At 51.3% G+C, this 23,860-nt stretch carries 28 protein-coding genes, 1 tRNA gene, 1 pseudogene and 1 CRISPR repeat array; of the genes and pseudogenes, 11 read left to right on the top strand and 19 right to left on the bottom strand.

Annotation, left to right across the window (positions count from 1 at the left end; translation table 11 throughout):
- Window positions 1–138: 138 nt before the first annotated feature.
- Window positions 139–871: direct repeats of the CRISPR family, unit length 25 nt; unit sequence GCAGAATCTACAAAAGAATTGAAAC.
- 102 nt (window positions 872–973) lie between these two features.
- Window positions 974–1,513 (top strand): deoxycytidine triphosphate deaminase, encoded by a 540-nt coding sequence (locus tag AT710_04290; GenBank protein KUO92229.1) that lies wholly within the window; start codon window positions 974–976, stop codon window positions 1,511–1,513.
- A 42-nt stretch (window positions 1,514–1,555) separates the two neighbouring features.
- Window positions 1,556–1,936, top strand: coding sequence for a hypothetical protein (locus tag AT710_04285; GenBank protein ID KUO92228.1), 381 nt, complete (start codon window positions 1,556–1,558; stop codon window positions 1,934–1,936).
- A gap of 547 nt (window positions 1,937–2,483) precedes the next feature.
- Here the strand turns inward: AT710_04285 and AT710_04280 are convergent.
- Entirely contained in the window at window positions 2,484–3,692 is a 1,209-nt protein-coding gene (locus tag AT710_04280; GenBank protein ID KUO92227.1) for a DegT/DnrJ/EryC1/StrS aminotransferase, read from the bottom strand.
- A 34-nt stretch (window positions 3,693–3,726) separates the two neighbouring features.
- Window positions 3,727–4,068 (bottom strand): ArsR family transcriptional regulator, encoded by a 342-nt coding sequence (locus tag AT710_04275; GenBank protein KUO92226.1) that lies wholly within the window; start codon window positions 4,066–4,068, stop codon window positions 3,727–3,729.
- 101 nt (window positions 4,069–4,169) lie between these two features.
- Here AT710_04275 and AT710_04270 point away from each other — a divergent pair, with 101 nt between their 5' ends.
- Together AT710_04270 and AT710_04265 are read left to right on the top strand one after the other, a co-directional pair.
- The gene (locus AT710_04270) at window positions 4,170–4,334 is read left to right on the top strand and encodes a transcriptional regulator (protein KUO92225.1); all 165 of its coding nucleotides are present in this window, start codon (window positions 4,170–4,172) and stop codon (window positions 4,332–4,334) included.
- Between the two features lie 43 nt (window positions 4,335–4,377).
- Window positions 4,378–5,673 carry a mercuric reductase gene (locus AT710_04265; GenBank protein KUO92224.1) on the top strand — a complete coding sequence of 432 codons (1,296 nt, stop codon included), beginning with the start codon at window positions 4,378–4,380 and terminating at the stop codon, window positions 5,671–5,673.
- On the opposite strand, the gene AT710_04260 is transcribed toward AT710_04265, so the two are convergent.
- The 7 genes from AT710_04260 to AT710_04230 form a co-directional block, all read right to left on the bottom strand.
- A complete protein-coding gene (locus AT710_04260; protein ID KUO92223.1) occupies window positions 5,617–6,129 on the bottom strand; it encodes a hypothetical protein in 513 nt (170 codons plus the stop codon). The genes AT710_04265 and AT710_04260 overlap by 57 nt on opposite strands.
- Window positions 6,105–7,217: a hypothetical protein gene (locus AT710_04255; protein KUO92222.1), complete on the bottom strand. Its 1,113-nt coding sequence runs from the start codon at window positions 7,215–7,217 to the stop codon at window positions 6,105–6,107. The genes AT710_04260 and AT710_04255 overlap by 25 nt, the downstream gene beginning before the upstream one ends.
- Entirely contained in the window at window positions 7,217–7,711 is a 495-nt protein-coding gene (locus AT710_04250) for a hypothetical protein (protein KUO92221.1), read from the bottom strand. The genes AT710_04255 and AT710_04250 overlap by 1 nt, the downstream gene beginning before the upstream one ends.
- On the bottom strand, window positions 7,695–8,198 hold the full coding sequence (locus AT710_04245) for a hypothetical protein (GenBank protein ID KUO92220.1): 504 nt from the start codon (window positions 8,196–8,198) through the stop codon (window positions 7,695–7,697). Before AT710_04245 ends, AT710_04250 begins: the two co-directional genes overlap by 17 nt.
- Window positions 8,195–8,446 (bottom strand): hypothetical protein, encoded by a 252-nt coding sequence (locus AT710_04240; GenBank protein ID KUO92219.1) that lies wholly within the window; start codon window positions 8,444–8,446, stop codon window positions 8,195–8,197. Before AT710_04240 ends, AT710_04245 begins: the two co-directional genes overlap by 4 nt.
- A 138-nt stretch (window positions 8,447–8,584) precedes the next feature.
- Complete coding sequence (locus tag AT710_04235) at window positions 8,585–8,947, bottom strand: molybdenum-pterin-binding protein (GenBank protein ID KUO92218.1); 363 nt, start codon at window positions 8,945–8,947, stop codon at window positions 8,585–8,587.
- Entirely contained in the window at window positions 8,948–9,463 is a 516-nt protein-coding gene (locus AT710_04230) for a hypothetical protein (GenBank protein ID KUO92217.1), read from the bottom strand. It lies immediately after the preceding gene.
- A gap of 92 nt (window positions 9,464–9,555) precedes the next feature.
- On the opposite strand from AT710_04230, the gene AT710_04225 reads away from it, so the two are divergent.
- Window positions 9,556–9,897, top strand: a complete 342-nt coding sequence (locus AT710_04225; protein ID KUO92216.1) for a hypothetical protein — start codon at window positions 9,556–9,558, stop codon at window positions 9,895–9,897.
- A 206-nt stretch (window positions 9,898–10,103) separates the two neighbouring features.
- Here AT710_04225 and AT710_04220 read toward each other — a convergent pair whose 3' ends face one another.
- The 4 genes from AT710_04220 to AT710_04205 form a co-directional block, all read right to left on the bottom strand.
- Window positions 10,104–11,000, bottom strand: coding sequence for a hypothetical protein (locus AT710_04220; GenBank protein KUO92215.1), 897 nt, complete (start codon window positions 10,998–11,000; stop codon window positions 10,104–10,106).
- 49 nt (window positions 11,001–11,049) lie between these two features.
- Window positions 11,050–11,304, bottom strand: coding sequence for a hypothetical protein (locus tag AT710_04215; protein ID KUO92214.1), 255 nt, complete (start codon window positions 11,302–11,304; stop codon window positions 11,050–11,052).
- 113 nt (window positions 11,305–11,417) lie between these two features.
- Window positions 11,418–12,596 carry an FAD-dependent oxidoreductase gene (locus AT710_04210; GenBank protein KUO92213.1) on the bottom strand — a complete coding sequence of 393 codons (1,179 nt, stop codon included), beginning with the start codon at window positions 12,594–12,596 and terminating at the stop codon, window positions 11,418–11,420.
- Complete coding sequence (locus tag AT710_04205) at window positions 12,583–14,262, bottom strand: hypothetical protein (protein KUO92212.1); 1,680 nt, start codon at window positions 14,260–14,262, stop codon at window positions 12,583–12,585. The genes AT710_04210 and AT710_04205 overlap by 14 nt, the downstream gene beginning before the upstream one ends.
- Window positions 14,263–14,344: 82 nt before the next feature.
- On the opposite strand from AT710_04205, the gene AT710_04200 reads away from it, so the two are divergent.
- Together AT710_04200 and AT710_04195 are read left to right on the top strand one after the other, a co-directional pair.
- The gene (locus tag AT710_04200) at window positions 14,345–14,848 is read left to right on the top strand and encodes a hypothetical protein (protein KUO92211.1); all 504 of its coding nucleotides are present in this window, start codon (window positions 14,345–14,347) and stop codon (window positions 14,846–14,848) included.
- 10 nt (window positions 14,849–14,858) lie between these two features.
- On the top strand, window positions 14,859–15,488 hold the full coding sequence (locus tag AT710_04195; GenBank protein KUO92210.1) for a hypothetical protein: 630 nt from the start codon (window positions 14,859–14,861) through the stop codon (window positions 15,486–15,488).
- A 94-nt stretch (window positions 15,489–15,582) separates the two neighbouring features.
- On the opposite strand, the gene AT710_04190 is transcribed toward AT710_04195, so the two are convergent.
- A complete protein-coding gene (locus AT710_04190; protein KUO92209.1) occupies window positions 15,583–16,503 on the bottom strand; it encodes a hypothetical protein in 921 nt (306 codons plus the stop codon).
- Between the two features lie 48 nt (window positions 16,504–16,551).
- Between AT710_04190 and AT710_04185 the strand changes: the two genes are divergently transcribed.
- A complete protein-coding gene (locus tag AT710_04185) occupies window positions 16,552–16,878 on the top strand; it encodes a hypothetical protein (GenBank protein KUO92208.1) in 327 nt (108 codons plus the stop codon).
- 121 nt (window positions 16,879–16,999) lie between these two features.
- Window positions 17,000–17,872: a 6-phosphogluconate dehydrogenase gene (locus tag AT710_04180; GenBank protein KUO92207.1), complete on the top strand. Its 873-nt coding sequence runs from the start codon at window positions 17,000–17,002 to the stop codon at window positions 17,870–17,872.
- Between the two features lie 258 nt (window positions 17,873–18,130).
- Here AT710_04180 and AT710_04175 read toward each other — a convergent pair whose 3' ends face one another.
- Window positions 18,131–19,393 (bottom strand): mRNA 3'-end processing factor, encoded by a 1,263-nt coding sequence (locus AT710_04175; protein KUO92206.1) that lies wholly within the window; start codon window positions 19,391–19,393, stop codon window positions 18,131–18,133.
- 51 nt (window positions 19,394–19,444) lie between these two features.
- On the opposite strand from AT710_04175, the gene AT710_04170 reads away from it, so the two are divergent.
- Window positions 19,445–20,710 (top strand): MiaB family RNA modification enzyme, encoded by a 1,266-nt coding sequence (locus AT710_04170; protein ID KUO92205.1) that lies wholly within the window; start codon window positions 19,445–19,447, stop codon window positions 20,708–20,710.
- A gap of 89 nt (window positions 20,711–20,799) precedes the next feature.
- Here AT710_04170 and AT710_04165 read toward each other — a convergent pair whose 3' ends face one another.
- Both AT710_04165 and AT710_04160 read right to left on the bottom strand, forming a co-directional pair.
- Window positions 20,800–21,078: a hypothetical protein gene (locus AT710_04165; GenBank protein ID KUO92204.1), complete on the bottom strand. Its 279-nt coding sequence runs from the start codon at window positions 21,076–21,078 to the stop codon at window positions 20,800–20,802.
- A gap of 72 nt (window positions 21,079–21,150) precedes the next feature.
- Window positions 21,151–21,972, bottom strand: a complete 822-nt coding sequence (locus tag AT710_04160) for a multidrug transporter (protein KUO92203.1) — start codon at window positions 21,970–21,972, stop codon at window positions 21,151–21,153.
- 171 nt (window positions 21,973–22,143) lie between these two features.
- On the opposite strand from AT710_04160, the gene AT710_04155 reads away from it, so the two are divergent.
- Window positions 22,144–23,280, top strand: a complete 1,137-nt coding sequence (locus tag AT710_04155) for a GntR family transcriptional regulator (GenBank protein ID KUO92202.1) — start codon at window positions 22,144–22,146, stop codon at window positions 23,278–23,280.
- Between the two features lie 35 nt (window positions 23,281–23,315).
- Here the strand turns inward: AT710_04155 and AT710_04150 are convergent.
- Window positions 23,316–23,391, bottom strand: a tRNA-Gly gene (locus AT710_04150).
- A 224-nt stretch (window positions 23,392–23,615) separates the two neighbouring features.
- A pseudogene (locus AT710_04145) lies at window positions 23,616–23,860 on the bottom strand.

The following is a 23,860-nucleotide window of genomic DNA, read 5'->3' as shown; positions in this document are numbered from 1 at the left end:
TTATATTTCTATTTTGTCTTGGGAAATTTTTTCATGCTTTTCCGCGTCTCGCAGAGTTTTCCCAAGGTCGGGGAAGGAGAATTCCTTGGGAAAAAACAAAAACGCAATACTTAAATATAAAAAGTATATAAGTTTTCAGCAGAATCTACAAAAGAATTGAAACCTGATTTCAGCTTATACGGATTAACCATTAATTTATGTGCAGAATCTACAAAAGAATTGAAACGATTGCCTCGCTTCTTGATGGGTATATGCCTAGTTTCACGCAGAATCTACAAAAGAATTGAAACCATGAAATCATTGCGACTATATAGTATTCCCAGAATTTTATAGCAGAATCTACAAAAGAATTGAAACATAAGGGACTTATCCCTAATAACAATACTCGCATCAACCTGCAGAATCTACAAAAGAATTGAAACCCAGCCTCAGTACACCAACCCTGATTCCTAGCATAACCAGCAGAATCTACAAAAGAATTGAAACTCTCAACCCCCCTCACGCAGGCCTCCTCATCCCCCTCAAAGCAGAATCTACAAAAGAATTGAAACCTATTTGTACTTCCTGATTTATTTCCTCCGTATTTTGTTGCAGAATCTACAAAAGAATTGAAACTCAATTAATTCATAACTATTCTTATTAACGGCATGCACGCAGAATCTACAAAAGAATTGAAACTTTAGTAATTCAAAGCCACATGGTCTAAAGTGGATATTATGCAGAATCTACAAAAGAATTGAAACAGATTAAACTGAACAAAGCCCAACCCATAGAGTGGGGTAGAATCTACAAAAGAATTGAAACTCGCAGACTTGTTGTAAGTCTTGAGCTTGTAAGGGCATCAATGTAGAATCTACAAAAGAATTGAAATAATATTTTCTCTTGATAAATAATTAAGTTTTGTAGCCATTGGAGTTGTTCTGGGATCTAGTTTAAGCAATTGCTTTAAATGGTTTAATTGCCTCGCTTCTGCATGATACTCTCGGGAGATGCAATTAATAGGTTGATAAGGGCCGGTTCTCTGGTTATCGAACCGCTTTCCCCTGATACCGTTAGGGAGAATGGGGTTGATCTCAGGGTTGGTAATCAGTACGCGATTTACTCGTTTAATGACCAAGTGATTGATCCCTGTAATCTAGATAATGCTAGGGATCTCTATAGTATAGTGGAGGCTAAGGATGGTAAGATAGTTGTTCCCCCCCGAAACTTCGTGCTCCTCACAACAACGGAGTACGTGAAGTTTCCGAGCAATGCCATAGGCCTATGCAACTTGAGGAGCACGGTGGCTAGGTATGGGCTCTCGAGTCCTCCAACCGTTATAGATGCTGGGTTTGAGGGCAACGTAACCATCGAGATAGTTAACTCGAGTAGTAATTATATAGTGTTGAGGCCCGGCATGAGGTTCCTCCACGTCGTCCTATCCACCATAGAGGGGGAGGCAAAGTATGTGGGTAAGTACTTGGGGCAGCGGGGCGTGACCCCGCCTAAGGGCCTCCGTGACGAGTGCAAATAAATGCGTGGAAAGCTATATTAACCATTCATTGGCCATAGATTCATGAGCGGAGGCGATCCAGTCGTTAAGAGAATGGCTGAATTAATGAGGGAAGGCGCAGCATTAACGCAGTACGCGTGCCCTAATTGTGGTACTCCTCTTCTTCGCCTAAAGAACGGAAAGTATTACTGCGCCAAGTGCAGCAGGGAAGTAGTGCTGGTGAGAAGCGATGAGGAGGAGAAGACCGTATCCATCAGGTACGGATTAATCGGCGTGCGCGATGCCGTTTATGAGAAGGTAATGACGGTATCCAAGGAACTAGAATCAGCGAGGGACCTGGATGACGTCGATAAATCGATCACTGCCTTAATCAATCTCCTACGTGCCCTCGACATGCTTAACCACCTAATAACAGAGGAGAAGAGGAATAGGAGGCCCCATTAATTAGCCGAAATATTGGTCGTGACTCATTGAGCGTAATCACTTATTGATCAGTTCGTGGGTTCCAAATCACGCCTCATCACTTAATAACCATCATCACTCAAAACAAGCATTAAGCAATGAATTAAAACTTTCCCAGAGAATAATATTATAATAAAGGGAACTGCAAAGCCTCGTCTTAGGGGCTGGGTAGAGTTTTTAGCGATCTAGTTATTACCCTGGCCCTTCCTTGATCATTTTTGGGAAGTGAAAAATAGCAATGCCAGGAGAAGAGAAGAGAGCAGCACTTCACAGGTGCGCGTAACCCTCAAGATATTGGGGAACTCCTACCGAATAGTTGGGAGGAGGCCAGAATCCCAGCTATGTACTATTATATTTAGGCACATGCATATCCTCAATTAGGAGGGTTAAAACACTACTTGACTACCATTTGATGTTTATTAAGACTAGAGCTCAAAGGGGGCGAAAAACACTCAGTGTGGAGCTCACATTCCCGAATACGATATTTCCCCTTACTTAATGGATTAACCTTAACTTTAATTGAGATTAATTAGCTTAATCCCTTTATTGCCTTCTTTATTGCCTTGGCCGTGTCAACTGCATCCGCCTCGGTGAAGAATGGCGAGACAAGTATGCCGAAGATGTGGCTTGATGCCCATTCAGCATTTGGAAGCGGCTTGTACTCCACCTTCTTGCCATAGAATGGACAGGACCAGGGACACCCCATTCCGTGGCCCCTCATTTCCTGGAATAACCTCGTCCTATATAGAGGCACTGGGTAAGCGACGGTAACTGCCTTAATGCCCTCGGCCCTCACTGCATCAACCAATTTATCCCTATTAATGTGAACCTTATCGGAGAGAAGCATCTGGTAAATGTGCCAGGCATGCCTCACGTGGGGCTTGGGGTGCGGCAGGATCAAGGCGTCATTATCTAGGTCGCTTAATTCCTCGGTCAATGCCTTCGCGTACCTAGCCTTATTCTCCACTATTTTCTCAATTCTCCTCAACTGCATGAGGCCCAGGGCGGCCTGGAACTCCGTTAATCTATAATTATAGCCGAGCACGTCGTAGTGATACTTCTCCGTCTCGCCGTGGCTCCTCAGCAGCTTCACTTGGCTCGCTATGCTTGAGTCATTAGTGGCGACGGCGCCGCCCTCCCCCGTGGTTATCGTCTTCGTGGGGTAGAAGCTATGGGTGCTGGCGTGCGCTATTCCCCCAGCCTTTCTCCCCCTATACTCGGCGCCCAGGGACTGAGCCGTATCCTCAATTACGTGTATGCCTCTCTCCCTCGCGATCCTCATGAATTCATCCATCTCAGCTGGGTAACCCGCTAAGTGAACCACCAATATGGCCTTCGTCTTATCGCTTATGACGGACTCAACGCTCATTGGATCCAAGTTAAGGGTTTCCCTATCTATGTCAGCGAATATGGGCACCGCATTCGAGTGAAGTATGGTGGAGGCAGTGGCGACGAATGTGAAGGGAGTAGTCACGACCTCGTCCCCCGGCCCAACCCCAATGGCCTTGAGCGCCAAGTGAATCGATGAGGTGCCGTTGCTGGCAGTGAAGGCGTGCCCAACGCCTAAGTACTTGGCTAGCTCCTCCTCTAACTGCGCATTATACTTGCCATGGAGCGATGATAAATTACCGCTCCTAATTATGTCCCCCACGAGCTTTATGTCCTCCTCCTCTATCCATGGCTTGAACTCGAGAGGATTGCGTCGGACAGGTGAACCGCCGTTTATTGCTAGAGACATGGGAGCGCTCGGCTACTTGGCTTTATTAGTTTTGCTATAGTTTAATTGGCTTCTTCTCCTCTTGAAGCACGTCACATGACAGTATTGATTCGCTGTATCGCCTCGTGTGTCTTATGGCTAATTGAATTACTTCCCTCACCTCGTCCCCATTCACCTCATACACCGTGTTCCTACCGTTCCTAGTGTACCTAACTATTCCGCAATTCCTTAGGCAGGAGAGGTGATGCGACACGAGTGACTCCGACTTACCTATTCCAGCGCTTATTTCCTGCACAGTTGATGCACCCCTCTCCAGCAGGTGCAGCACTATGCGGAGCCTCGTCTCATCAGCCAACGCCGAGAAGAAGGACTCCAATTCCCCTAGAAGTTCCTGCATTAATCATGCATGGCCCCACCTCTTAATAAATGTTTTTTAAAAAATCTGAATAATTGTTCAACTGAATAACTCTTATTAACACACGCACGGCTTGTAAATATATGAAGCTGAAGACAAGCATTAAATCAACCCAATTAAGGTGCGAGAATTGCGGGGTGGAATTAAGCAGCGAAAACCTGTACGCAAGGGAAATCAAGGGCGAGACCCACTACTTCTGCTGCTCCCACTGCGCCGACGCATTCGAGAGGAGGAGCACGAGTGGCTAGGAAACTAATCATAATTGGGGCCGGGGCCGCCGGCTTCGCCGCAATGATTAGGGCAAACGAGTTAGGCGTCAAGCCAACCCTAATCGGGAAGGGACCAATCGGAGGCACATGCGTAAACGTCGGCTGCGTTCCCACGAAGAAAATGCTGAGCATAGGTGAAGCCGCCGCCAAGCAGCCATGTGATCAACCATGCGTGCCGCCCCTCGAGGACGCGGTGAAGGCGAAGGATGCCCTGGTGGCGGCGATGAGGAAGGCGAAGTACGAGGACGTGCTGGCCAGCTATGATGTGGAGTACATAGAGGGACATGCCCACTTCATTTCTCCACGCGCAGTTAAGGTTAATGGAGAGTCGCTGGAGGCGGAGAAATTCATAGTGGCAACGGGCTCTTCCCCCATTATACCCGACATAAGGGGACTCAGGGAGGCCGGGTACTGGACTAATGTGGAGGCGTTATCCCCCAATAGGAGAGTGGAGTCCCTAGTAGTTATAGGCGGTCGCGCCCAGGCCCTGGAATTCGCCCAAATGTATAGGAGGCTCGGGGTCGAGGTAGCGCTTCTCCAGAGGAGCCGAGCCCTAATACCTGACTGGGAGCCTGAGATATCCCTAGCCGCCGCCGAGGTGCTTCAGAGGGACGGCGTCTCTATTCACCTAGGCGTCTCAATTAAGGAGGTAAGGAGGAATGGAGAGGCAAAGATGGTATCGACGAATCTAGGCGACGTGGAGGCTGATGAAGTGTTAATAGCCGCTGGTCGAAGGCCCAACACTGATATTGGGCTTGATGCGGCTGGCGTAAAGTTGGGGGAGAATGGAGGCATATGGGTCACGGATTACTTGGCGACCAGTAATCCAAGCATCTATGCTGCCGGGGATGTATTGGGCGGGCCAATGCTTGAGGCGCTAGCGGGGAGGCAGGGGGCGTTGGCGGCTGAGAACGCGTTAACTGGGTCCAGGAAGGGGGTGGATTTAATGAGCGTCCCCAGGGCAATCTTCATTCAACCAAATGCCGCCTCCGTGGGCCAACGATCAATTAATTCGCCACCCGGCTCCAGGTGGAGCCTTATCCACATGAGGGACGTAGCGAAGGCCAATATATTGGACTCCACACTGGGACTAATAAAGATGGGGATAAGCGGCGAGGGGAGAATAATTGGGGTACACATGCTTGGGGAGAACGCGGCGGAGGTTATTAATGAGGCTGCACTGGCCATTAGGCTGGGTGCAACAATTGATGACTTGATAGATACGGTCCACGTGTTTCCAACCATGGCTGAATCAATTAAGTTAGCCGCCATCTCGTTCAGGAGGGATGTCTCCAAGATGAGTTGCTGCGTCGATTAATGCCCGCAGAAAGCCGCACCCCAAGTAAGCATCGTTGCCCAGCACCCTAGTGGCGCGCCTATACTTAACCACATCGAAGCCGAGCCCAAGGTCGTGCAGAACCATGTTGAGGAGGAGAGTGGAGCTCGATAAACCCATCCTCACTCCCCTAAGCACCTGCATGAATGCATGCATTACGGCAACATTAATCAAGGCCTCCTCAATCGTTGATGCGGGTCCAGGTATGCGCCAAGGATCAAGGGATATATTCCTAATGCGGGCCGAGGGAAGCCCAAGCACTCTCTCTAGGTACGGCTTCCTGAAGAGGGACGCGGTATTCACCGCATTAATGGACTCGGGTTCCCCAAGCAATTGAGCGGAGGCGATGCATTGATTGGAGAGGCTAGTCATTGCCGTGCGTAGCCAGACGCCGCGCCGCGTCACTAATGCGATCACGTGCCTCCCACGCATTTCCATACTCGTTCCCTCGCCGCGGCGTCCTTTATGTAGCCGAAGCCTCGCCTAACAATGCCGCGCCGTATTGCCTCCGCATTGCTCCCATACTCCCCGCTCAAGCAATTGGTTAGGGTGACTCCGCTCCTTGGCCTTAGGTTGAGGGGATTAACTGTTACGGCGGCTTCCTCGATTCCCCAGGGACTCCTTGATGCCTCCTCATTCGTGGATACTATTATGGCGAGCGCCCTCCTGGGGCTAATTGATGCCTTATCCCTTAACCTATTTATTAAATCATCCCTCTTCAGGAGGAAGTCCGATGATGAGGCGAACGATAGCCCGAACCGTATGAGGAGCTTAACGTTGGCGGCCACCTCATTCGGTATATCTAGGGGNGATTGAGTTATCATTACGTAGAACCTATTAAAGTTGCGGCCACTCCTAACGTGAACAGCTAATGTGCTTCCCTCCCCGTTCAGGAAGAATAGGTGCGCCTCATCAATGACCAGGATAGCGTTAGTGGTTCCGGCGGATTCCATGGATTTGAGGAAGAAAACTATGAATGCTATTCTCTGGGCCTCATTGAGGCCACTTATATCCACCCCTATTGATCTACCCCTAGCTCTATTCCTAATCACGTTCCCCAGGAGGGGGTGAGTTGAGGAGAAGGCGTCCACCGTGAAGTACGCTAATCTCCTCAGGAGGCCCTTGGCGGCGTTCTCATCGTCTGTCCCAAGCCTCCTCTCCTCGACTTCCCTTGATAGGTTCATGCTGATCTCCTTAATGCTTTTCCCTCCCTTGGCGTGCTTCATGAATAGGAGCTCCATTGCCGGCGTCAATCTATTAGTCATGTTTGGGAACCTAACCGCGAGGGCCTCATCCAATGCGTCGAGTATTGTGAGGGAATTATCGTCGAAGTCAAAGGGGTTAAGGGGGTACGGGGCATGCATGTCGGTGTATCCCTCATATGTGCCGAAGGCGTCGAATACGATGACTGAGTAATCGCTTCTAATCGTTGAGAGCGACTCCTTTATGAGCGTTGACTTGCCGGTGCCCGTCGTGCCGAGAATCAATGCGTGCCCCTCTATTCTTGGCAGCAGGTCGAACAACATCACTTTAACCAACNCATTGTTAGGGACATGTAGCGGGAAACGCCTGACCTAACCACGTCGCAGGGAACATAGCAATTAGGCAAAATCGCCCCAATTGGTTTCCCCCTACCCCCAGGGGCGTAGAACCCCATCATGGCTGGGCAAGCCTTCAGGGACGCAGCGTAATTGAGGAGCGCATCGCTCGCCTCAAGTCTCTTGGCCCTATGGGTCCTCTGAATAACCACGTAGCCCCCGCCGGCAACCCACTCCTCAATATCGCTGCCTCGCCCCAGGAAGAAGCCGTTCATGCAGGGGGAATCCACTCTGCGGAGCTGAAGCCTCGCCGGGGCCTCGCCTCCACTAACTTGTCTCCGAGTGATTAGTATTATCTTGTCCCTCCCTATTATTAATCGATCCCCCTCGCTAAGTGTCACAGGCGTCCCCGTCTCCATGCTTATGACCGTCATTCTGCCAATTAAGGCATCAATTATGGCTCGACTAATGCCTCTCAACATGATTGATGGAGCCATTCCCAGTTAAATACTTAATGCATGGATGGGAACCAAAGGCAAGGCTGACCTGGAGGCACGTGATCGGCCTTGAGAGGCCCCTAATTATAACTGACTCCCCGGCCACAATCGCATTCAGCACCACGGTGAAGGGNGCATCCCCAGTAACTAGGTACCAATTAATTCTCTCTCCCCTAAGGCGTCCTCGCCGCCATAATAATCCAGGCACGTGATCCACGTATGCATCCCCGCGTAGAAAGAATGAGAAGCCATGGAGCTTGATTGAGGCTAGGAGAAATGCTGAGGCTGCCCTCACATGGCTGCAAATCCTCCCTGCAGCGCCATCAACACAAGTGCAATGCATGTAGTTGCCCTCAATTAATCTAACCATGGCGCCGGAGCCCGAGTCCCTCACGGCCCAGGCATGCATTCCCACGCCCTCCACGGCCAGTTCCATGGGGTACATGGGCCTCACGCTTAGAATCAGTATCATGATGCAGGCCCCACATGATGAATTAAGAAATGTGGATCCAATGATTCCCAATCCACCTCAGGGAAATCCCTATCGAGGCGACTCAATTCATCCAGAGCCCTGATCGAGGCGCGTGCCTCCTCCAATATATGACTCGCGGTACTGAATTTAATGAGCGCCATTAATTGGCAATGAAGGGGCCCGCCCATTATGGCTTCATGTGTGATCGAATTCTTAATTAGGCGATCATATTCATGGCAGTGAATCACTTTAACTTGCTTTAGGGGATCTATAATAAAGGTTTACGAGGCAAGGAATCCAATGATGCTAATTACTCGAGGCGGCCTTGTTCTGGAGTGATGGAGTAAAGCTTTTCATCAAGTGAAAGGGGGCGAGGCCATTGCCATTCATGACTCATGGGCGGAGAGGAAGCGCTTAACGGCGTCCTCCCACTTAGGCGTTAACTTGGCCATATCGCTCATTATTTCGCCATATATCAATAATAATTGCTTGCCTTTATCCGTTAACCTGGCTCCCCCCTTCCTAGCACCGCCTCTCCACCCATTAATCACCGGGAACCCGAGCCTCTTCTCCATTTTATCTATGTAGTTCCAGAGGAAGCGGTACGACATACCGAGCTCCCTGGCTGCCCGCGAGAGAGAGCCCGTTCTATCTATGGCTGATAATATGTCGTACCCCCCTGGCCCGATTATGCTCTCCCCATTCACCTCGATCCATATCCTGTGCTTAACCTTAACATCCAACTCCAATCACCGAATCAACTCGCCGAGGAGGTGAAGAATGACTGGCTTAATTAGGGAATTAATGGCTAACTTAACTGCCCCCGGGGATCCTGGGAGGCAGAAAATTATTGAGTCGCCGACGACGCATGCGCATGCCCTGCTCATGAATGCATGGGGCCCAAGCTCAGCCTCGCTTAGTCTCCTGAATGCCTCCCCAAATCCATCCACTCGCTTATCGCATAGTTTCCCCACCACATCAACAGTGATATCCCTCTTCCCCACCCCCGTGCCCCCAATCGTTATTATTACATTGGCCCCCATTGATTGAAGGGTGGCTATGGCGCCCCTTATCGAGTCAGGATTATTTGGAACCAGCACTGGGTTATATGTCCTCCCAACGCCGTGGAGGAGCTCCATCGCGGCGCTTCCGGATTCATCCCCGTAATTACCTTCATTAAGGTACTGCCGAAACCTGGAGTCACTGATAATGAGGATGCCGAACACGGGCTCAACCCTCGGCGATTCATGGGATGGCTTAAACATGAATAGGGCAGCGCAGCCTTAATTATAAGCATAGATGCCGAGAAACCCATCCCTGGGAAAAAGGCATTTATAATTACCGGTATTTCCCCTCCATGGAGTGCAGCATAAATGGGGTTAATGCATGGGACCTAGTTGAGGCTTATGGCACGCCGCTCCTGGTTTATGACTTGGATAGGGTTAGGAGCAATTACTTGAGGCTCAGGGACGCCCTTGGAGCAAGGATTAATTACGCCGTTAAGGCTAATGGGAACCTAGCCATACTTGCGCTTCTTCGAGGCCTCGGGGCCGGCATTGATGCATCATCCCCGGGCGAAATAATGCTTGCCCGCGTTGCTGGGTACGCCGGCGGTGACATAATGTTCACGGGTAACTTCCTCTCAAATGATGATAAAATGAACGGCAAATCTTGCCCTTTAGGGCGGGGTAAAGTTTAAAAATTCTGAGAATAGGGGACTCTCGGCCGGTCAATTTTTAGAGAATGGGGAGTGGGGGCCGACGTACCCCCACAATACCGGCTCGGGAGGGAAACGAGTAGCGCCCATAAAGGGGCGTAACCCCCAAGACCTCGGGGAACCCTCGCCCTCAAGGCGGGGAGGAGGTCAGCTAGTTGCCGATGCAATTAATAAAACATAAAGGTAAGTTAATATAGGTATTTAATTATTGATTCTTGTTTAGGGAGGAGCTTCTCCATGCTTGATACATCGTATCTAAATAATGCCTTAATCGCGGTGATCGCCTCATCGCCCCTCGCCACCATATTTTGAAACACGTGACCCATGCTTTCCCTTATGTGCCAATTACCCACCGTTACGTAATACTCCGGCAGCACCTCCCTAATTATTATCACTGATCCAGACCTTCCCCGTGACTCCAGGTACTTAAGGAGGGAGAGCCGAGCGGCTTGGTACCCGCCGTCTAGGAATGAGTAATCACCCCTCCAATTCTCCTTATTGATGACGATGGCTGGTTCCCTCCCTGTTCCCCAGGGCGTGAAGGGGTGCCATATCTCGACCCAGGCAACGCTAAACGGCGCGGGGCTGATTAGGACTGCGAATCTATTGCTTAGGTACTCCGTGAAGTAGAGTTCATGGGTGGGGATCCAGGGCAGTGACCTGACCCTCCGCAGCAAGTCGTTTCCAATAATGGTGTCGACGGCGGTTATCGCCCACCTGGTCGGCACTAGTCGCCGCCGCCTCTTTTCCCCCATGAGGCCCATGGAGAATGCCCTAATTATGGTGTATACATCAACCCCAGCCGCCGCTAGCTCCAGCACGCCGCGGTCAGCCTTAACATCATCGAATATTAATTGCTCCAATTTTCGAGGCAGCGCTGGATTCCCATCTATCTTTATGTCAATCGCCTTAACGAGTGGCGGGTGGGGTAGATCCATGGGGTCCAGGGTCACTCCGGTAATTGGGGGTTTAGCTATCTTCACCTCCACATCAATTGGTTGAGTGGATGATGCCGCCACGCTTAGCTCCTTCTCATAAAGCTTAAGGGGCTCCCCGGCATTTACTTTAGTGGATGAGGCAATCATTGATGCGCGTAGCCCCAGTATATCGCTTAATTGCAGCGTGCCCCACCAATTAATTGGGTCCTCGAAGATGCGGCTCTCGTTCCCAGCCTTGCCGGGCGGAACCCCCTATCAATACATGGATGTTTGGGTACCCGCTTTCCCCAACAACCACGCTGGGGGGCGAGGCCCCGAACACGTTCCCCCTAATATCGAGCGTGGGCTTCATTGCCTTCTGCCTCTCCAGGAGCGGGCACTTGGGGAGTCCACACAATGATCGACGGCCCTTGCATGCCGCGCAGAGCGATGATGGTATCCTAACAACCATACCCTACATAAGAGCATCTCGCCAACTTAAAAATGCTATTGCGTAATTAGTAACTTAAACTAATGAAAGTTTCACCATGAATCGGAACACATAGATGATGACCTATTGAACCTTTAACCTATTACCACTGCCTCGCGCAGGGCCTTGCCTGTCTTGAATCTATCCGGCGTGAAGGGCGCAGCCAAGTCGCTGAGGGACCCAGTGGCCACGTATTGAGCCATTAATTCCCCGGTGAGGGGCGCAAGCATGAAGCCGTGGCCACTGAAGCCGCTGGCCACGTATAGCCCCTCCGGCCAGTCCTGGCTCCTGCCCATTATGTGGCTGTGATCTGGGGTCATCTCGTAGAAGCCGGACCATATTCGCATGACTCTAAGCCTCTTGGCGTTGGGCATCATCTCTATCATGGCCCTACTCCACTTCGTGAACCAATCAAACGTGTTATTGAATGGCTTTAATCCAGGCTCATCGCTTCCCTCAATGCTTCCAATCACTTCACCCCTCATTGTTTGAGCCACATATGCATTGCTGTATGTATCTATTATGAATGGCTCCATGAAGTACCGCACTGGAGCCGTTACCCCAATCTCTTTCCTGACCGGGGTTATCGGCAAGTCAATCCCCAGCTGCAGCATTAAGTCGCGGGTCCATGCGCCGGCGGCAACCACGACGTTACTGGCCTTGACGAAGGCCCTCCTCCCCCTCACTTCAACTACTCGTCCATTGGTCACGGTTATCTTGGTGACCTCCGAGTTCTCCACGTACTGAACGCCCAGATTCATTCCCTTGACGTGGTAACCAGCCATCACGTAATCATGATGGAACTCCCCATCCTGCTCCCCGAGAACCGCGCCCACGTATCGATCCTTATCCAGGTAGGGATACTTCTCCCTAAGTTCCTCCCTGGTCAGGAACTTGACTGGAACGCCGAGGGGCTTCCATACCTTCTCATTCAGCTCCCTATATTGATTCAGGACCCGCTCCTCCCGCGCAAGCCATAAGTAACCGCTCCTCCTGAAGATGGCGTTCCACCCCAGTTCCCCGGATAGCCTCGACATTATCTTGGCCGACTCAATGGCGTACCTAGTGTTCTCGAAGTTCCCAAAGTGAACCCTGAACCGGGACACGTTCCTAGTTGAGCTGCCGCCGCCAATATAGCCCTTCTCCAGCACAACAACCTTTAGTCCCCTCCTGGCTAAATTATACGCCGTGGAGAGCCCAATTACTCCGCCGCCAACCACAGCAACATCAGCCGTATATGCCTGTAAGCCCCTTCCCTCCTCACTCACTTGCATCACCCGCAGTCCCCATAGGCATGGGATTCAGTGGGAACCTTTGCCTAAATATGCCTATCTCCCTCGGCTTCTTCTGGAATATCCTGGCCAGTATTAAGTTGGCAGTAACCATGCAGAGCTTGCCCTGGCACGCGCCCGTCCCAAGCCCAGTTGTCCTCTTTATTCTCTCCATGGGCGGCGGCGAGAATTTCCTGGCTTCAAGCGTCTCATCGTGGAGCACGGTCACCTTGATCTCCTTAGCCCCAGTGAACGCCTTAACGTTCTCCAATAAATCCCCAAGCGTCACGTCCTCGCACATACAGATCAATTCCTCATCTGCATCTGCTATATCCATGTCGCTGGCCCATTGAGGCACATTAATCACGTTGGGCTCCACGAATATGCCGATCTCGTGGAGGCCCTTATCAAGTCGCTGAAAAGCATTGAATTGCTTTGGGGAGGCCACGTTTATTGATGTCCTGAACTCGGCAAGCGCCTTCTCCAGCTCCTTCTCATCTATGCGGCCCTCCTTCAACGCTATGCTGGACGCAACAACCTTAGCCTGCATCGGCACCAAGTGAAGCGGGATCAAGCCACTTGCCTCGCCCACGACATACGCATCCGTGGTTCCCATCACTTCCCCACTCCATGAGTGCCGCGGAATCATGCCGCCCAATTCATGTTCATAATAAGCCTCGCCGCCCCACTGCACGGCGGCATCTATGGCCGGCACCCTCACGGTCGTGACTAGGGCGTCAACGCCTAATTGAGATAATTTATTGGGGTTGAGGGAAACAGCGGTCTCCACCTTCATTTCCTTGGCTAGGTCCCTATATAGATCGCTCCTAATTTGAACAGAATTGTCGAGGAGCACGACGTTGATTCCCATGGATTTAATGATGTGGGCAACCCGAATACCCCAATCATCGGAGCCATAGACGGCCACGGACTTGTGGCTAATGGAGCCGGCCCTGGCTAGGCTCAAGTAAGTCCAACCGGTATACATCTTGATGGAGCCATTTCCAGGAAACACCGCGGGAACCTCCCTGGCCCCCGTTGCGAACACCACGTACCTATGCCGCAGCTTGAGGATCGCGGAGCCATTCAATGCGTGGGCTATCACAGCATCCTCCAGCTTGCCGTCGAATGCGTATCCGCCATATATTGAGACATTAGGATCATTTAGGAGGCTCTTCCTCAAATCGCTTATTAGGTTGGCCGGGGTCGAGCCATTCACTAGTTTCTCCATATCCAGCGCATTGCGGCCGCCGAGGTCCTGGTTCCCCTCTATAATGGTCACCTTACACCCGGCACGGCTCAACTCGGCTGCGGTGGATAAACCCGCTAAGCCGCCGCCGATCACTAGGACATCCCCCGTCACCTCCTTAACTACTGCCTTCGGCGGCTCCGGGAGCGCGGTTATATCTAGGTGATTCATGTTGGTGGCTAAGCCACTTGCTAATCCCCAGAACCTAATTACCCACTTGTTTCGCGGGAAGCGGCCTGGAGCCGCCATTTTCTTAATGAACTTAAACCTCATGAGGAAAGGCAATCGGGGCTTGCTTGACTCGCCAAGGCATTGATTTAATTCGCCTAAGCTGAGCCAATAACCCTCGCACCACCNCTCGCAGCAAATGAATCTCCGCTCATCCCCAGTCCTGGCGCTATATAATACTTCCTTAACCATTAGGCGAGGCTACCCTTTAGACTTTTTAAGCTTAAAACCCGAGCTGAAAAAGCCTTTAATCAGCACAAAGGCGAGGCAATGCATGCCGAATAAGTGTCCATACTTCGTCAACGACGTTATCGGCGGTTCATGCGCACCCCGGGGACGGGGGGACTTAATTAAGTGGAGGAGGGAGGGAGTGACTGGGGTAGTCGCCGTCCTGGAGGATTGGGAAATGAGGGCGCTGGGGTATCCCTTGAATCAGTACTTGAGGGATGCCGATGAGTTGGGCATTAAGGTGCTGCATGTGCCGGTGAGGGATATGCGTGCGCCGAGCATTGATGAGTTTCTCTCCATATTTAAGTGGATCGATGAGGCCATTAAGGCTGGGAGAGTCATAGTTCACTGCAATGCCGGGATCGGCCGATCCCCAACAATAATAATCGGCTACTTAATGTATAGGGGGCTCTCCCTGGATGAATCCATGGCACTGGTTAAGTCAATCAATGGGGATGCGGCACCATCATACTGGCAGGGAGCGGCGCTCCTCGAGTTAAGCAATTCCCTGGAGCAGCGGGCGGTTAAGGATAAAAATGGGGGCAAGTAACCGCAGAGCCGTGATTAAGTGGGTCGTATTCGATCTTGACATGACTCTCCTGGACACATTCAGGGGATTCTATAAGGCATTCGTGGAGTGCGTTGATGAGCATGGAGTAGCTCCACCCAGCAGTTTCGAATTATTCTTGGCGGATTACGAGGAGAACCTATTGAGGACATACACGCCTAGGCACGTGGATCCATTCATGTTCTGGAGGAGGTGCTGGTCCATATATATGGAGAGAAAGGATTTTGGGCAACCCATTCCAGGCATGATTGATGCATTAAATGAATTACGGAGAGAGGGCAGATCAACCCTTGTAGCGACTGGAAGAGAGATAGAGAGCAGCCTAATCATGAGGGAACTCGAGGCGATTGGCGTCTCAATTAATCCACTGTACTCGCTGGGCGACTTGGGTCGCGGCACTAAGATGGATCTCCTCAAGCACATAATAAGGATACACGGCATCCAGCCCAATCAAACAGCATACATAACTGATACTCCACACGATGCCTTGGCTGGAGCCAGCGTTGGATTCCACNCGATTGGATTCGCATCATGGACGAGCAGATTCCGGGGAGCACGTATCGCCAGGAGCGCCGAGGAAGTGATTCAGGCAGTGCATGAACTCGATGAAGCAAAGGATTAATCTCATCCACCATAGCGAGCGGGCTTACCATGGCTTTGCATTGCCGTGGGTGGAGCAAATGAATCGCAGGAAGCCCCGCTTCCTCGGCAATGCCTTATGAATGCTCAATTACCTTGGGTCCTCCATCATATATCGTGGACACTATGAGGAACCCCCCGAATCCTCGAGCCAGCCCCAGCACGTCGCTGAGGCGGGCCTTCTTCACCACCGCATGAATGGCTCTCCCAATCATGTTCTGGGATGCACCAATGGCGCCCGCCCTCACTAATTCATCAGCTAGCCTAAGCAGTTCCGGATCCCCTATCCCGGATTCCTCGGCGAATCTCCTGGCCTCCACTAGTAGGGACTTAATTGTGGGTCTAGCCTTGACCCGCTTCATTGCTCTCCTCCCAGCCTCATTAACCCCGGCGAGGGCCTCGCTTGATGATAATACGGTTGATTTCTCTATTCCCCCAAAGTGAATAGCTACCACGGCCAAATCATCGCTTAGCGGTATCTTATCTATGGAGCCAAACCATGGAGCCCCGGGCTCAGTGACCATTCCCACTCCCCCAGCGAGGAGACCCTCCGCTGAGCCGAGACCCGTGCCGCTCACCACGTCAGCCTCATGCGCGATCCTCACCGCATTAACCAGGGAGAGGGGGCGGCGCGAGGCTAGGGATAAGGCTAGAACCGCGCCAAGAGCCCCCGATGCACTGGTGCCGAAGCCTGAACCAATGGGGACCTCCACGACGTGGCTAACCTCGACGCCCCTCACATGTAGGCCAAGGCGATTAATAGCTATCTTGATCGCGTTAACCGTGGTTCTAGCCTCATTGGGTTCCCCATTTATCGCCACCTTAATGCTTGGCTCCTCGATTAGGCGAACCTTGGTCCTGACCCCGGCGCTCATGGTGAATCCTCCTCCCCTGGCTCCCATTCTTAATGGATCAGTTATTGGCTTGCCGCTCCGATCAGTTAAGCAAGCCTCAAATAAGCTGGAAACCACTGCCGGAGTGAATACCTCTGCACGCATGAATTGAGGATTGGGATTGATTTTTAAGCAGCTACTTTAATTATTCCCATGCAGTACTTCATTATTTACGTGACTGCCCCGAACGAGGATGAGGCGGCCAAGATGGCTCGCGCATTGGTGGAGGAACGATTAGCTGCCTGCGTTAATATGACTCGCGTGCGGAGCATATATAGGTGGCGGGGAAAAGTGGAGGATGAGGATGAGGTTCTAATGATGATGAAGACCACGGAGCCGAGGCTTCGCGACTTAATTAAGCGAGTAAAGGAGATCCATCCATACGAGGTGCCGGAAGTATTAGCGGTTCCAATCACTGCCGGGAACGCGGATTATCTTCAGTGGATGGAGGACGAAACAATTGGCGGCTCTCCGCCTTAAGGATGATATGGTTATCTATTATACGCTCATTCAGCGACGCAAGCCAACGCTCCATGCTCACTAAAGCGACCCTCAAGTGAAGTGAGTGATAGGATTATATTGAGGCCGCTGTTTACAGTTCATGCTTAGGGTTGGCTTCATAGGGCTTGGAATAATGGGGCTTCCCATGGCCACTAACATAGCTAGGAAGGGGTTTCCCTTAATTGTTTATAATAGGACGAGAAGCAAGGCAGAGGCGATGCGGGGGCTCGGGGCCTCCATCGCGTCCTCGCCGAGGGAGGTGGCCGAGTCAAGCGATGTCGTGATCAGCATGGTAACCGATGCGCCCGATGTCGAGGAGGTATTGTTCGGCCCCAATGGAGTGGTTGAGGGAAGGCATGAGGGACTCATATTCATAGATATGAGCACTAACTCGCCTGAGGTCGCTAAGTCATTCTTCTCCAGGCTCTCAAGCCTCGGCGTGGAGTTCCTTGATGCCCCAGTGACGGGGGGCGATAAGGGGGCGCGGGAGGGGACTCTCACGATAATGGTTGGGGGACGGAGAGAGACGTTCGAGAGAGTTAAGCCAGTGCTCGAGGCCATGGGGAAGACAATTGTGTATGGCGGAGAAGCGGGGGCCGGGCAATTATTGAAGCTATGCAATCAAATAGTTGTTGGGATAGATATGATGGCTGTGGCGGAGGCATTAATGCTGGCGAGGCGGGCCGGCGTCAGCGAGGATGCATTGTTAACGGTGTTGAGCTCTGGAGCCGCCAATTCATTCACTGTCCAGTATTACTTACCTAAGATAATGCGCGGCGATTTGGAGCCCGGATTCAGGGCAGCGCATCTCAGGAAGGACTTGAGGTACGTGATTGATTTAGCCAGTAAAACACACACGCCGCTGCCTGGATCAAGCCTGTTGCTTCAACTATATGAGTCGCTGGTGGCTAAGGGNCTCGGGGAAAAAGGCACTCAAGCATTAATAAAGGTCTATGAGTCCATGACCAAGTGATTCGCTCAGCGGAGCGGGGCGCGTCGATTGATCATTGAATCAAAAACAATAAGCTTTTAATGATGGGTGGCCCAGTTTCCACATGAGGTGCGTCTTCTATGTGCACACGTTTGATGGAGATCGATGCGCATTAATGCCCCCGGAGGAGTGGAGAAGCGTCAGGTCAAAGTATGCTCAACAATACTGCGCAAACGATGGGCGGGGATGCCCCATACTGGCCAGGGTGAATGCATGATTATGCATCCACAGATTTATTCATTAATCTATTATTCGCTCCCCGCTTACCTTAGTCACGTATAGATCCCTGCCCAGGGACTGCGCGAATTTAATGCTGGCAAGAGGCTCCGTGTGGACCAGTATTACCTTGGTCTTGGAGGAGAAGTGATCAATGAAGCTAATTAATTCCCTTAAGCCGCTGTGCGCGCTGAAGTCGAACCAATAAATCTTGGCGTTAACCCTTATCTCCTCATTGCCGATCCTAACTGCCCCCCTGCTCAGCAACTCGAAGCCTGGAGTATCTGGGGCCTGGAAACTGGGCAGAATAACCGCGTTACGCTTATCTCTGGCTAACCTCTTGAAGTAATAGAGGGATGCACCGCCTTTAAGCATGCCGGCCGGCGCGATTATTATCGATTGATCCCGAAGCACTTGCTTCCTATAATAATTTCCTAGAACCTCGACGCTGGCCTTCATTGCCTTCTCATAAAGGCCCGGATCCCGAAGCAGGTGAGGGTACTTAGCTATTACTTGATTAGCCATCCTGGCCAAGCCATCAACTATTATGGGCACGTCAAGCACGTTATTCCTCACTATAGTCATGAGGATTTCCTGGGCCCTCCCTATTGTGAAGCTAGGTATTAGGACTGAGCCGCCCTCCTCCAGCGTTGACTTGACTGCATCTATGAAGGCCTTATCCAGTTCCTCCTTTGGTGGGTGATTCCCAGATGTGTATGTGGCCTCCATCACCACGTAATCCAAGTCCTTGGGCAACATGCTCACGTCGGCTCCATTCAATAAGTTGGATTCGCCTAGATTGAAGTCGCCGGTGAACACGAGGCCCCTCCCATCCACCTCCAGGTACGTCATCATGCTGCCCGGCACATGGCCCGCATTCACGAAGGTTGCCTTATCATCTCCAAACGTCACCGTAGTGCCGTACTCCACCGGCGCTGCTTGCCTTAATGCGTTGCGTACCTCATCATCCTCATAAGGCAAGTAGTACCCGCTTAGCTTTATTGCGTCCTTGAACATCAACTCCGCCAGCTCAGTCGTTAATTTAGTTGCATAGAGGGGAGGCGAGGCGCTCACGTAGAGGCTTGGCAATGCGCCGCAGTGATCAAGGTGTGAGTGGCTAAGCATTACTGCGGTTAAGTCCCTGGGCCTCACATGAAGCGGAAAGACGGGGTGGCCCTCATCGTCGAAGTTAACGCCGTAATCCATGAGGAAGGCATTCCTCGATCCCTTGACTAGGATGGCCATCCTCCCAACTTCCCCTCCGCCCCCCAGTATCTGTATCTCCATCTATGAACAAGTGAACCAAGTATTTTAAACACTGCTGTCACGACCAATTACGTGAAGTTCTATGTGGAGACCCTGGGGTGCTGGCTGAATAAGGCCGACAGCGAGTTAATAGCCCAGAGATTAGCTGCGGCCGGACACGAGAGGGTGCGGGACCCCGGGGAAGCCGACTTAGTTGTCCTAAACACGTGCGCCGTTAGGCAGGAGGCGGAGGAGAGCGCGGTTAGGTTTCTTAAGCGGGTGGGTAATAGTGAAAAGAGAATCGTGGCCTCTGGGTGCCTAGTGAAAGTCAAGCCAAGCAGGCTAAGGGAAGCCTATCCGGATGTTGTTCTCATCGATCTAAACGGCATAGAAGAATTCGATGCATTGCTGAATTCATCGATTACCGGAAGGGAGAGGCCCATGAAGATTCTACCTGAATTCACGGGGGCAAGGAATCACATACATGTGGTTCCCATACAGGTTGGATGCATGGGTAACTGCGCCTTCTGCGCCACTAAGTTGGCGAGGGGAGGCATGGGGTGGGTCAAGAGCTATGACCTGGAGGCCGTGGTAAGCAATGTGAGGAGAGCCGTGCAGAGAGGCGCTAGGGAGATTTACTTGACTGGGCAGGAAACGAGCGCTTATGGTAGGGATAAGGGGTATGACTTAGTTGACTTGCTGGAGTCAATACTGAGGATTGATGGGAGGTTCTTCATTAGGATGGGCATGATGGAGCCCCTCGAGCTGGATCGATTCCTGGATAGATTAATAGACGTCGTTAAGAGCGACTGGAGGATATATAGGTTCTTCCACATACCTGTTCAAAGCGGGAGCGATAGGGTACTTAAAATAATGAGGAGAAAGTACGAGGCATCGCTGTTCAGGGAGGAGGTAATGAAGATAAGGAGGGCTTTTCCCGACTCAACGATAGCCACTGACATAATTGTGGGGCACCCCGGGGAGGGGGAGGAGGACTTCATGGAATCCCTTCAATTAATTAAGGAATTAGAGATAGATAAGGTCCACGTGGCTAGATTCAGTCCAAGGCCTGGAACAGAGGCCGCAGCCATGAAGCAGATCCCAGATGCGGTAAAAAAGGCGAGAAGCAAGTTAATGAGCGAGGAGGCGCTTAAAGTATCCCTGGCTCGAAACAAGAAATTCATTGGGGGCACGTTCAATGGAATAGTGAGTCAACCAGGCTATAGGGGGAGGGGATTCATGGTTAGGATAGGGAATTACAGGCCAGTCATTGTGGAGAAGGCAAGCCTCTCCACCTTCGTGACCGTGAGCGTTGATGATGCAACGCCGATACACTTAATGGGACGCGTAGTGGATTAAACATTAAACCAATTCGGGATCCTGATTTGGGATCGTTTCCAGGGACTGTGTGTCCAATTTTTGGTAACGCAATTATCATGGTGGCAGCACTAAGACAGAATCAATGATGGGAATATCGCCACTTCATCTCCCTCCCTAAGAACAGTCATTGATCCACTGAGGAAGGCAATATCGCGGCCATTCACTGTAATTATGTAGTCTCTCTTGAGTCTCTCCCCATCCATTACCGCATGAATCACGGCTGGCTTGATGTTGGATATGGCTTGAAGGAGATCGTTAATCGTGGCCCCATCGGGAACAGCCATGTTAATCCATAAGTCTCCAGCCAAGTTGAAGAGTGTGGCGAGGAACCATACCTTAATCCTCACGTTGTAATGCCCACTAGATATCTATATAAATATAGGCGAAACATGTCGTCTAGTTCCTCATGGTTGCCGCCATCACATGAACGATACAGCTATGGCGGTTAGCATCACTGCTGCGGAGGCGTACTCCCTATTCCTGGGCTTCTCCCTGCCCAGCATACGTGAGATCAATTGGGATAGGAGGGGCACCGTGCCCATGGCTATCACCGTGGGAGCCAGCCCTGCTTGTATTGTTGAGTAGGCGAATAGCGCTGAGCCGAGGCCAAGGTCTAGGGCCGATACTATGGGGAGCACGGTTCTCCAAGTCGTCTTCGCTGCATCCCCAATATCTATGTGACTGGCCACGACTAATAATGGGAGAGCAGAGGTCACCCTGGTAAACGCTATTGGTATTGGGCCGAGGCCACTGACTCCCGCCACCCTTATTGCCGCGTAGCCCAGCGTCCAGGCCGCTGCGGCGGCTAGGGCATAGGCGATGCCCAAGGCATTTCCGCTCCCCCCACCCCTTGTTAAGAGGTAAATACCAAGAATCATTAAGCCGGCGGCCGCTAAGTAGCTTAGCTTTAGGGGTTCCCCCAATGCGATTGCCATGAATTGCTCCATAATGATATAGCTATATGATGCTGGAACCGCGACTGAAACTCCGGATGCCCTTATGCTCCTGAGGTACAGCGAATCCCCAATGGCAAGGCTAAGGACCCCGCTTAATACGCCATATATTGCGCCCATGTTTATGCCTAGAATAATGGTTGGAACCAATAATGCTATCGCCGAGTAGGTCATTCTCAACGCGTTTAACCTCAAGACACCTAACCTCAACACGAATTCCCTGTAGGACACTGAGGCGTAGGCCCATATTACGGCGGCCGCGAATGCAGGCAATACATTAACTACCACTTAAAAAGGAATTCAGTTCCCATATTTAAACATTGATAAATGAATAATGAATCCCACCTACTCAGCAAGTGGAGGCATGGTTAGGCCTTAATATAATGAACTCGCCTAGGGCACCGCGTGAATTGATGCATTAAGGGAACCATTAAATAACTGGATTCNCTTCATTAATGGATGAGCGGCATCAGGATTCCCAGGATTAATTGGTCTCCAGTAGAGTTGGCTAGCAGGTCGATTCGCCGCGGCATTAAATTCAATTTTGCTAGCGGATCACCTGATCCATCCCTAATCCCAATCAATCTAATCAAGGAATCCATGAANCAAGTGATCGCCGAGTTCGGCCCCGCTGCCCTCGCGTACCCTGGCGCTGGGGGCTTGCGGGAATTGAGGATAGAGGTATCGCGATACCTCCTCAAGTACCTGAATATAAGTGCGAATTGGAGGAGCATAATAATAACGAGCGGTGCGCAGCATGCGGTTAAATTATTGTCTCAATTATTGGTGCATCGCGGAACTAGGGTTTACGTGGAGAACCCGACATTCTATGAAACCATTGCTCCACTGAGGTTCCAGGGAGGCAAACTCATTGGGGCGCCAATCACTAATGGCGGCATTGATCCGAGCAGTCTCGAGAAAATAGCGAGGGAACCAGGCGTATTATACACTATACCGAGTTGCCATAATCCCACTGGAACATGCATGGGCATTGAGGATAGGAAGCGCCTCATTGACTTATCGCGGGAAAGGGGGCTCCTCATTGTGGAGGACGACCCATACACTATTCTCTCCAGGGAGGCGCCTCTCCCCATTCGCTCCATGTCTAGCGATGTGATTTACGTGGGGACTCTCAGTAAATTGCTTGGCCCCGGCTTCAGGATAGGCTTCGTGGTGGCGCCGGACTGGTTGAGAGGCGGGCTTGAGAGGCTTGAGCAACACGATTTCTCAACATCTACCTTAACCCAATTAATCGCATATAAATTATTGAGGCATGGAGCAGCGGAGGAGGTTATTGGGAAAGCCAGGCCCCTCTATAGGCGTAAGTTAAGCATTCTACTGGATTCACTGGAGAGATACATGCCGGGCTCCCTAATGTATGAACCTAAGTGCGGCTTCTACGCCTTAATTAGCCTAGGCATGCCCGCCGCGGAGGTATTGCGTAAGGCAATTAGGCTGGGGGCAGTGTTTGTGCCTGCCTCTAAATTCTTCATTGGAGAGGAGAAGAGGGATGCGGCGAGGCTCAGCGCCAGCGCGATTAGGGAGGAAAATATCGAGGATGGGATTCGAGCCATTGCTAAGGCAAGAAGCGGGTAAGGGGATGCTCTGGATCCATGTCCGGATTAGGGTGATGCGGCCGGTGGGATTTGAACCCACGATCTACGGCGTGGAAGGCCGTCGTCCTGATCCAAACTAGACTACGGCCGCTTGAATATGCTTGACATGCTCCTCTTTTAAATATTATCGGTGATCATGAGGAGGAGTTGAATTCTAGGTTAAAAAACCCATCCCCGCCCTAAGGCGCGAGATTTGCCATTCATCTTGTAACACGGCGCGAATCGGATTCCGTGGCTCCTCATCAATTCACCAACCATAAATTGCCTGACCTCCTCCCCCGCCTTGAGGGCGAGGGTTCCCCGAGGTCTAGAGGGTTACGCCCCTTTCACGGGCTCTACTCGATTATGATCCACGATGAAGGATAGGGGCCTCTTTATCGTCGAGATCACTATACCGGTAGCCTTCTTCAAGATATTCAATGCACCATTTAGGTCCGAATGAAGCTTATGACCTTTAGGGCAATTAACTACTCCCCTCGGATCCCTAGTGACCTCAACACCATGATAAGCACAGATACGTGAAGTATTATACTCAATGACCTCAAACACACGAATACCGT

This window comes from Thermocladium sp. ECH_B (genome assembly GCA_001516585.1).
Classification (GTDB): Archaea; Thermoproteota; Thermoprotei; order Thermoproteales; family Thermocladiaceae; genus Thermocladium.
Note: the sequence above shows the minus strand (reverse complement) of the source record. Positions and strands in the feature narration are given on the sequence as shown.

What these genes read in the sequence shown, in the direction of transcription:
- AT710_04215 (KUO92214.1), bottom strand. Translation starts at nt 11,304, where the DNA reads ATGGTTGTTAGGATACCATCATCGCTCTGCGCGGCATGCAAGGGCCGT.
- AT710_04290 (KUO92229.1), top strand. Translation starts at nt 974, where the DNA reads ATGATACTCTCGGGAGATGCAATTAATAGGTTGATAAGGGCCGGTTCT.
- AT710_04210 (KUO92213.1), bottom strand. Translation starts at nt 12,596, where the DNA reads ATGCAAGTGAGTGAGGAGGGAAGGGGCTTACAGGCATATACGGCTGAT.
- AT710_04185 (KUO92208.1), top strand. Translation starts at nt 16,552, where the DNA reads ATGCAGTACTTCATTATTTACGTGACTGCCCCGAACGAGGATGAGGCG.
- AT710_04280 (KUO92227.1), bottom strand. Translation starts at nt 3,692, where the DNA reads ATGTCTCTAGCAATAAACGGCGGTTCACCTGTCCGACGCAATCCTCTC.
- AT710_04265 (KUO92224.1), top strand. Translation starts at nt 4,378, where the DNA reads ATGATTAGGGCAAACGAGTTAGGCGTCAAGCCAACCCTAATCGGGAAG.
- AT710_04225 (KUO92216.1), top strand. Translation starts at nt 9,556, where the DNA reads ATGGAGTGCAGCATAAATGGGGTTAATGCATGGGACCTAGTTGAGGCT.
- AT710_04285 (KUO92228.1), top strand. Translation starts at nt 1,556, where the DNA reads ATGAGCGGAGGCGATCCAGTCGTTAAGAGAATGGCTGAATTAATGAGG.
- AT710_04175 (KUO92206.1), bottom strand. Translation starts at nt 19,393, where the DNA reads ATGGAGATACAGATACTGGGGGGCGGAGGGGAAGTTGGGAGGATGGCC.
- AT710_04200 (KUO92211.1), top strand. Translation starts at nt 14,345, where the DNA reads ATGCCGAATAAGTGTCCATACTTCGTCAACGACGTTATCGGCGGTTCA.
- AT710_04270 (KUO92225.1), top strand. Translation starts at nt 4,170, where the DNA reads ATGAAGCTGAAGACAAGCATTAAATCAACCCAATTAAGGTGCGAGAAT.
- AT710_04275 (KUO92226.1), bottom strand. Translation starts at nt 4,068, where the DNA reads ATGCAGGAACTTCTAGGGGAATTGGAGTCCTTCTTCTCGGCGTTGGCT.
- AT710_04230 (KUO92217.1), bottom strand. Translation starts at nt 9,463, where the DNA reads ATGTTTAAGCCATCCCATGAATCGCCGAGGGTTGAGCCCGTGTTCGGC.
- AT710_04220 (KUO92215.1), bottom strand. Translation starts at nt 11,000, where the DNA reads ATGATTGCCTCATCCACTAAAGTAAATGCCGGGGAGCCCCTTAAGCTT.
- AT710_04260 (KUO92223.1), bottom strand. Translation starts at nt 6,129, where the DNA reads ATGGAAATGCGTGGGAGGCACGTGATCGCATTAGTGACGCGGCGCGGC.
- AT710_04190 (KUO92209.1), bottom strand. Translation starts at nt 16,503, where the DNA reads ATGCGTGCAGAGGTATTCACTCCGGCAGTGGTTTCCAGCTTATTTGAG.